The following is a 7,536-nucleotide window of genomic DNA, read 5'->3' on the forward strand; positions in this document are numbered from 1 at the left end:
CTATCCCCAAAGGACTGAAAATAAATCAGTCTTTATCAATCCGGCTGGCTACTGCACCCTGCTGGTCGCGATACTTCGCATCCTGGCGGCGATTGTAGGGACGCGCAGCCGGACCGGAGAGCGGTTCAAAACTCAGCGCACCAATCGGCATGCCCGGACGCAAGGCCAGCGGTAATTTCCCGGAGTTATAAAATTCCAGCACAATGCACCCTGACCAGCCCGGATCGATACGGTGCGCGGTCACGTGAACCATCAGGCCCAGACGCGCCAGCGACGAACGGCCGTCTAACCAGCCAACCAAATCTGCCGGAAGCGTGACGGATTCAAAGGTTACGGCCAACGCTAACTCGCCGGGATGCAGGAAAAATGCTTCGCCTTCGGCAAGGACAATTTCATCACTCATCACGCGATCCAGCGCGGCGCTAACTTCATCCTTCGGCCCGCTCAAATCGATATACGCTGCCGTATGACCGCGGAACGTACGAAATTTATTGCCAAGACGCACATCTACTGTTGCGCCATTAATACGCTCGACAGGAGGACGTGGATTGATCGACAGACGACCTGCATCCAACCAGGCTTCAATATCTCGGTCACATAAACGCATGGCACTTTCTCCTTTCGTGCTTCAACCCCTTAACGCCAGGTGCGTTAAGGGTGAACCAGGTTATTACTGAACGGTACACAATTCGCTGAACTTATTCAAAGAACTGACTGATTTTCGCCTTCAGAATATCGATGGCAATGCGGTTTTTACCCCCGCGCGGCACGATGATATCGGCGTATTGTTTTGAGGGTTCAATAAATTGCAGGAACATTGGACGCACAGTTTTCTGGTATTGCGCCATCACCGAATCCATCGAGCGGCCGCGCTCGTTGACGTCCCGCTTGATACGGCGCATCAGACAAATGTCGAGCGGGGTATCTACAAAAATAGAAAAATTCATCTCGTCACGCAAACGTGCATCCGTCAGCAGCAAAATGCCTTCGAGGATAATCACTTTTTTGGGTTCAATATGAATAGTCTCTTGCGTACGCGTGTGTTCAACATAGCTGTAGACGGGTAATTCAATCGCCGAGCCGCGTTTCAGCGTTTGCAGATGCTGGAACAGCAGGCTGTGATCCATCGCGTTCGGATGGTCGTAGTTGGTTTTTACACGTTCTTCCATCGACAGATGGCTTTGATCTTTGTAATAACTGTCTTCGGGAATAACGCCAATATGTTCGTCACCCACTTGTTCACGCAATTCGCGATAGAGAGTACTGGCAATAAGACTCTTGCCGGAAGCCGATGCGCCGGCAATGCCGATAATGACGCACTGATGAGACTGATCAGTCATAAATTTAGCGACCTGATTAACCTGGATGTTAGGAAGGGGGCGTCGAAACGCCAAACGCGGCAATTATAGGGATTTCAGCGGCGCGACGCCAGCCCAGGCTGCACCAATGCAGTCCCTGTCGCAAATTAAAATGGTCAGTTTTAAAGCAGGCACAAAATTTATTCACCCACCTTAGGAATTAATAGCTTGAGAGTGTTATTTTATGAGCAGCTGGCGTATAAATTGTAAAATGTTTGTACTAGCATAATCACAGATTAAACATGATGCTTCCGGCATCTTCGCCACGGCGACATCGGCTATTCGGGTAAAGCGGTAATGAGTAAACCATCCCAACATGTTTTAGTTACCTTACCGCATCCTCTACTGCGCCTGGCCAGTTTAGGTCTGGTGGCATTCATCTTTACGTTGTTCTCGCTGGAGCTGTCCCGTTACGGCACGCAGCTGGCACCGCTGTGGTTCCCGACCTCAATTATGATGGTGGCTTTTTACCGTCATGCAGGAAAGATGTGGCCGGGGATCGCGCTGGCATGCTCCCTGGGCAGCATCGGTGCCTCTTTGTTGTTCTTCCCGACCGACACGCTGAATTTCACCTACACTGCCATCAATATTATTGAGGCCGTTGCGGGCGCCATGTTATTGCGCAGGCTGTTGCCCTGGTACAATCCCTTACAAAATCTTAACGACTGGGCGCGTCTGGCATTCGGTAGTGCCGTAGTCCCGCCGCTGCTGGGCGGTTTTTTGATGTGGCTGCTGCTTCCAGGTGAAACGTCGTTAAATACGTTTCTAATTTGGGTGCTTTCAGAATCCATCGGCGCGCTCGCGCTGGTACCGTTAGGTTTGCTGTTTAAGCCGCACTATCTGCTGCGTCACCGCGATCCCCGTTTATTGCTGGAAACGCTCATCACCCTACTGGTAACTTTAGCGTTCAGCTGGCTGTCGATGATGTATCTTCCATGGCCGTTTACCTGCGTGATCGTTTTGCTGATGTGGAGTGCCGTGCGTCTGCCGCGCATGGAAGCGTTTCTGATTTTCCTCAGCACCGTAATGATGGTCTCGCTAATGCTGGCCGCCGACCCTTCACTGCTCTCCACCTCGAAAACGTTTGTCATGTCCAGCATGCCGTGGCTGCCGTTTTTGATGATTCTGTTACCGGCAAACATGATGACCATGGTCATGTACGCGTTTCGTGCCGAACGTAAACACATTTCAGAGAGCGAAACGCGTTTTCGCAACGCCATGGAATACTCCGCTATCGGCATGGCGCTGGTGGGCACCGAGGGGCAATGGCTACAGGCCAATAAAGCCTTGTGTCATTTTCTGGGTTACAGCCAGGAAGAGCTGCGCTCGCTGACCTTCCAGCAGTTAACCTGGCCGGAAGATCTGAATAACGACCTTGAGCAGCTGCAAATGCTGTCGCGCGGTGAAATCAATAGTTATTCAATGGAAAAACGCTATTACACCCGTGCAGGCGAGGTGGTCTGGGCACTGCTGGCCGTTTCACTGGTTCGTCATAGCGATAACACCCCACTCTACTTTATTGCCCAGGTTGAGGACATTAACGACCTGAAACACACGGAGTGGATCAATAAGCGGTTAATGGAACGTATTACGCTGGCGAATGAAGCAGGCGGCATTGGCATCTGGGAATGGGAATTGCAGCCTGACGTAATCAGCTGGGATAAGCGCATGTTCGATCTTTATGAGGTCCCTGCGCACATCAAACCCAGTTGGCAAGTCTGGTATGACTGCGTGGTCCCTGAAGATCGCGAACATGCCGAAAGCGTGATTCGCGATTCGCTGGCGGCACGTGTTCCTTTCAAACTTGAATTCCGCATTGCGGTCAAAGACGGCATTCGGCATATCCGCTCGTTGGCTAACCGGGTGCTGAATAAAGACGGCGAAGTGGAACGTTTGCTCGGTATCAATCTCGACATGACCGAAGTGAAGCAACTCCACGAGGCGCTGTATCAGGAAAAAGAGCGTTTGCATATTACGCTGGATTCCATCGGTGAAGCGGTGATTTGTATCGACGTCGACCTGAAAATCACCTTTATGAATCCGGTGGCCGAGAAAATGAGCGGCTGGTCGCAAGAGAGCGCATTAGGGATCCCGTTGCTCACGGTGCTGCGTATTACTTTCGGTGATAACGGCCCGCTAATGGAAAATATCTACAGCGCCGACATGTCGCGCACGGCTATTGAGCAAGAAGTGGTCCTGCATTGTCGTAACGGCACCAGTTACGATATTCAGTACAGTATCACGCCGCTCAGCACCCTCGACGGCGGTAGCATTGGCTCCGTGTTGGTGATTCAGGATGTCACCGAATCACGCAAGATGTTGCGTCAACTCAGTTACAGCGCATCGCATGATGACCTCACGCATCTGGCCAACCGGGTCAGCTTCGAAAACCATCTGAAACAATTGCTGCATACGGTACACAACTCCCATCAGCATCACGCGCTGGTCTTCATCGATCTGGATCGTTTTAAAGCCGTCAACGATAGCGCCGGTCATGCGGCGGGAGATGCCTTGCTGCGCGAGCTCTCTTCTCTGATGCTGAGCATGCTGCGCACCAGCGATGTGCTGGCGCGTCTTGGCGGCGATGAGTTCGGCTTGCTGCTGCCAGATTGTAATATCGAAAGTGCCCGGTTTATCGCGGGTCGCGTCATTAGCGCCATCAATGATTACCACTTTACATGGGAAGGCCGTTTACACCGTATTGGCGCCAGTGCTGGGATCACGCTAATTGATGACAAAAATCGTATCGCCACCGAGGTAATGTCGCAGGCAGATATTGCCTGCTACGCGGCCAAAAATAGCGGACGTGGGCGGGTATGCGTCTATGAACCCCAGCAGAGCCAGATGCATGCGACGCGAGGGATACTGTCACCCGATGAACAACGCAACATCATTACCCATAACCCAATATTGATGATCGCCCACGGCGTCGCGTCTCCACGGGTTCCTGAGACCTTTAGCTTCTGGCTGTTGTCGCTGCGCTTATGGAACAGCGAAGGCGACGTCATTGAGGAGCAGGCTTTCCGCGCCGGTCTGGTCGATCCTGCACTCAATCATGCTCTCGACCGTCGGGTCTTTACTGAATTTTTCCAGCATTCTGCCTCCGCTGTTGCCGGTAAAGGGCTTAGCGTTGCCCTGCCTCTTTCCGCCGCCGGGTTGCTCAATCCCGTGCTGGTTGATGAACTGCTGGCATTGATGGAAAACAGTCCGCTTCCGCCTCGTTTATTGCATCTGAGCGTACCGGTAGAAGTGATGAAAACGCATCCAGCGCAGGCCATACCCGCCATGCAACGATTACGCCAGGCGGGTTGTCGCATCATTTTAAGCCAGGTCGGTCGCGATTTAGAGGTCTTTGACAATCTCAAGTATCACGTCGCTGATTACCTGTTACTTGACAGCGAACTGAGCGCCAGCGCGCACGGCAATCTGACGGACGAAATGTGGGTTTCCATTATTCAGAGCCACGCACAACGTCTGGATATCAAAACTATCGCTGGACCGGTAAACATGCCGCTGATTATGGATGCCCTGTCTGGCATCGGTATTGATATGATTTTTGGCGATATTATTGCCGACGCCCAACCGCTGGAGTTGCTACTCAACACCAGCAATTTCGCCATCAACTGATGGTTGCCAGCCTTCCGTATACCAGATATGCAGTAGCGCGTAGGAACGCCAGGGCTTCCAGCGCTCTGCGTAGCGCCGGATTTGCGCTGGCGTCATGCCTGGAAAACGCTGTTTAATCAAGTAATCATCGGGAAGAAAAATGTCCTTCGCCTGCCACCCGCGCAGCGCGAAGTAATTGGCCGTCCAGCGCCCAATGCCTGGAAACGTTTGTAACTGCTTCACCCCCTGCTCGATATCAGGCGGGGTAACAGGCTTAAGCGTGCCATCCAGCGCCGCCCGGGCAAGGTGAATCAGCGCTTCCGCACGTTTAAGCGGCATGCCCAGCGCTTTCAGCTCCAGCGGTTGTGCGGCGGCCAGCGCCTCAGGGGTAGGAAAGCACACGTACTCTGGTGCGTCGGCAAGCCTATCGCCATACAGATGCACCACCTTCGCCGTCAGTTTTGCCGCCATCGCCACGCTGACCAACTGACCTAAAATCGCGCGAACGCCCTGTTCGAACGCATCAACCGATCCCGGTAGACGCAATCCAGGGCGTGCGGCTCCCAGACGCCCCAACGCGCTGACAATGTGCTGCGGACAGCAGTTCAGATCGAACAACTGCGCCATTTTGGCCAGACACTCGCGGGCAACGGGCTGAAGTCCCGGGCTTAACGTTACCTGCAGCACGTTGGCCTCCAGATCCGGGGCAACACTCACCACCCCACGATGCTGGCCAATCGCCAGGCTTCTTGCATACGTCAATGTGCCTACAGTTTCTACGCCATCCACGGCACGGTCAGCGAGAAACCCCAGCATCCAGGGCCAGTCATAGGGCGATTGCCAGTTCAGTGTATACATGTCCGCGTCCTTTTTTTTACCAGCCTACAGCATAAATGCTATTCCGCCGATGCGCCTTGCTTTCATATTCCAGTTGTCGGGACGACAACATTTCGCTAAAGTCTCGCCCCTTCTTGACTGCCCTGGGGAGCTTTACGGTGTTTATTGGTTTTGACTATGGTACGGCGAACTGTTCAGTGGCCGTCATGCGTGACGGGCAGCCGCAATTGCTCAAAATGGAAAATGACAGCACGCTACTGCCCTCCATGCTGTGCGCCCCGACGCGTGAAGCGGTCAGCGAGTGGCTGTATCGCCATCACGATGTCCCGGCAACGGATGACGAAACGCAGGCATTACTGCGTCGTGCGGTGCGCTTTAATCGCGAAGAAGACATCGATGTGAACGCCAATAGCGTGCAGTTTGGTCTGGCATCACTGGGCCAATATATTGATGACCCGGAAGAAGTCTACTTCGTTAAATCACCAAAATCGTTTTTAGGTGCCAACGGTCTGAAACCGCAGCAGGTTGCGCTATTTGAAGATTTAGTCTGCGCGATGATGCTGCACATCCGCAACCAGGCACAAAACCAGCTACCCGAAGCGATCACCCAGGCCGTTATCGGTCGTCCGATCAACTTCCAGGGGTTAGGCGGCGACGACGCCAACGCCCAGGCACAAGGTATTCTTGAGCGTGCGGCCAAACGCGCCGGTTTCCAGGATGTGGTGTTTCAGTACGAGCCAGTCGCGGCGGGACTGGATTATGAAGCCACGTTGCAAGACGAAAAACGCGTGCTGGTGGTGGACATCGGCGGTGGTACCACCGACTGCTCGTTGCTGCTGATGGGTCCGCAGTGGCATCAGCGCGCCGATCGCGAAACCAGCCTGTTAGGCCACAGTGGCTGTCGCGTAGGCGGTAACGATCTGGACATCGCGCTGGCCTTTAAACACCTGATGCCATTGCTCGGCATGGGAGGCGAAACCGAAAAAGGCATCGCCTTACCTATTCTGCCGTGGTGGAACGCCGTCGCCATTAACGATGTTCCGGCCCAAAGTGATTTTTACAGTACCGCCAACGGACGCTTGTTAAACGATCTGATCCGCGACGCGCGTGAAGCAGACAAAGTCGCGTTACTGCTCAAAGTCTGGCGCGAACGTCTGAGCTACCGGCTGGTACGCAGCGCAGAAGAAAGCAAAATTGCGCTTTCCGCACAGGCTAACGTCACGGCGGCGCTGCCGTTTATCAGTGATGAACTGGCGACAGCAATCAGTCAACAGGGGCTGGAGGCGGCGCTCAATCAGCCACTGGCTCGTATTCTGGAGCAGGTGCAGCTGGCGCTGGATAATGCCCAGGAAAAACCGGATGTTATTTATTTGACCGGTGGCAGTGCACGCTCACCGCTTATCAAAAAAGCGCTCGCCGAACAGCTACCGGGGATCCCTATCGCCGGTGGTGATGATTTCGGCTCGGTGACTGCCGGTCTGGCACGCTGGGCCGATGTGGTTTTCCGCTAAGCGGCTCGCAGGCTGAAAAGTGTGCGTATTGACATCATCGTGACTGTGGCTTATGGTCAGGAGTGAGGGTTAGGGAAGGTTTCCCCTCCCCCTGGTGTCTTAGTAAGCCGGTAAGCTAATGACTAAGAGTATCACCAGTATGATGACGTACTTCATCATAACCCTTTCCTTATTTTGGCCCCTTCCTCGGGAGGGGCTTTCCCGTTCCAGCGTCCGGCTGAAAT

The 7,536-nt window shown here is 53.7% G+C and carries 6 protein-coding genes; 2 read left to right on the plus strand and 4 right to left on the minus strand.

Features of this window, described 5'->3' with window-relative positions:
- Positions 1-25: 25 nt before the first annotated feature.
- Together dcd and udk are read right to left on the minus strand one after the other, a co-directional pair.
- Positions 26-607, minus strand: a complete 582-nt coding sequence (gene dcd / locus FDX22_RS07895; RefSeq protein WP_096756576.1) for a dCTP deaminase — start codon at positions 605-607, stop codon at positions 26-28.
- Positions 608-698: 91 nt separating this feature from the next.
- Entirely contained in the window at positions 699-1,340 is a 642-nt protein-coding gene (gene udk, locus FDX22_RS07900) for a uridine kinase (protein WP_005128328.1), read from the minus strand.
- 315 nt (positions 1,341-1,655) lie between these two features.
- Here udk and FDX22_RS07905 point away from each other — a divergent pair, with 315 nt between their 5' ends.
- Positions 1,656-4,985 (plus strand): diguanylate cyclase, encoded by a 3,330-nt coding sequence (locus FDX22_RS07905; RefSeq protein ID WP_146716992.1) that lies wholly within the window; start codon positions 1,656-1,658, stop codon positions 4,983-4,985.
- On the opposite strand, the gene alkA is transcribed toward FDX22_RS07905, so the two are convergent.
- Positions 4,953-5,822 (minus strand): DNA-3-methyladenine glycosylase 2, encoded by an 870-nt coding sequence (gene alkA, locus FDX22_RS07910; protein ID WP_146716993.1) that lies wholly within the window; start codon positions 5,820-5,822, stop codon positions 4,953-4,955. The genes FDX22_RS07905 and alkA overlap by 33 nt on opposite strands.
- Positions 5,823-5,959: 137 nt before the next feature.
- Here alkA and yegD point away from each other — a divergent pair, with 137 nt between their 5' ends.
- The gene (yegD, locus tag FDX22_RS07915; RefSeq protein ID WP_146716994.1) at positions 5,960-7,312 is read left to right on the plus strand and encodes a molecular chaperone; all 1,353 of its coding nucleotides are present in this window, start codon (positions 5,960-5,962) and stop codon (positions 7,310-7,312) included.
- Between the two features lie 99 nt (positions 7,313-7,411).
- On the opposite strand, the gene FDX22_RS07920 is transcribed toward yegD, so the two are convergent.
- Complete coding sequence (locus FDX22_RS07920; protein WP_106672390.1) at positions 7,412-7,471, minus strand: type I toxin-antitoxin system Ibs family toxin; 60 nt, start codon at positions 7,469-7,471, stop codon at positions 7,412-7,414.
- Between the last annotated feature and the right edge of the window lie 65 nt (positions 7,472-7,536).

The sequence above is a fragment of the Citrobacter sp. TBCS-14 genome (assembly GCF_005280805.1).
GTDB lineage: Bacteria > Pseudomonadota > Gammaproteobacteria > Enterobacterales > Enterobacteriaceae > Citrobacter > Citrobacter gillenii.

Bases quoted from the DNA above. Each gene is read 5' to 3' on its own strand.
- alkA (WP_146716993.1), bottom strand. From the start codon at position 5,822: ATGTATACACTGAACTGGCAATCGCCCTATGACTGGCCCTGGATGCTG.
- udk (WP_005128328.1), bottom strand. From the start codon at position 1,340: ATGACTGATCAGTCTCATCAGTGCGTCATTATCGGCATTGCCGGCGCA.
- FDX22_RS07905 (WP_146716992.1), top strand. From the start codon at position 1,656: ATGAGTAAACCATCCCAACATGTTTTAGTTACCTTACCGCATCCTCTA.
- dcd (WP_096756576.1), bottom strand. From the start codon at position 607: ATGCGTTTATGTGACCGAGATATTGAAGCCTGGTTGGATGCAGGTCGT.